Genomic DNA, 892 nt, shown 5'->3' on the forward strand with positions numbered 1-892 from the left:
CGACCCATACCGACCGCGACTTGCGGGTCCGCGTCCAGTTTCCGTGGCAACGTGGCGCCCAGTCCGCCAGTCGCGGCGAGCATCCGACCGCTACCGAGAACGCCCCGGCCAGCGAGGCGCTGGGTGTCTGGCTGCGGGTGATGACCCCGGTCGCCGGCAGCAATTGGGGCGGTCACCTGACGCCTCGCCCAGGGCAGGAGGTTCTCGTCGCCTTCCAGAACGGCAACATCGACCGCCCGATCATCATTGGCAGCGTCTATAACGGGCAGGGCAGTCGCGATGCCCAAGGCAACCAGCTCGGCAGCGGCACCATGCAGGCCAGCGCCAACGCCCCGGCCCTGTTTGCCGGCCAGGACGCCGACCCTCATCGCCACGGCGCCAGCCTGTCCGGCCTGAAAAGCCAGCAACTCGACAGCAGCCGCAGCGGGCAGGGCGGCTACAACCAGCTCATCTTCGATGACACGCCCGGCGAGTCGCGCATCGAACTCGGCACCAGCGAATACCGGAGCAGCCTGCAACTCGGTCATCTCAAACAACAAAACGACAACGCCCGCCTCAACAATCGCGGCCATGGCGCCGAACTCGCGACGCAGGCCTCGACCGCACTCCGCGCCGGCAACGGCCTGCTGATCAGTGCCGATGCCCGCGCCAACGCCAGCAGCAGCCAACTCGACAGTCGTGAAGCGATTAGCCAGAACGAGAGTGCCCAAAGCCTCAGCCAAAGCCTGAGCGAAGTCGCCGCCAAGCAAAATGCCGCCCTCAAAGGCGATCCAGAGCCCGACAAGCTTCCTGCGGTGGACGCCCTCAAACACGCGATTTCCGTACTCGGTGCCACAGCCAGCAAAGGCAGCACGGCCGCCAGTAACGGCAGCATCAAAACCGTCGAGGGCGG

At 66.3% G+C, this 892-nt stretch carries 1 protein-coding gene; it reads left to right on the forward strand.

Annotated elements, in window-relative coordinates:
- On the forward strand, positions 1-892 hold an 892-nt coding region (locus tag AT959_RS20750), incomplete at both ends, for a type VI secretion system Vgr family protein (protein ID WP_205629814.1).

Source organism: Dechloromonas denitrificans (assembly GCF_001551835.1).
Taxonomy (GTDB): Bacteria; Pseudomonadota; Gammaproteobacteria; order Burkholderiales; family Rhodocyclaceae; genus Azonexus; species Azonexus denitrificans.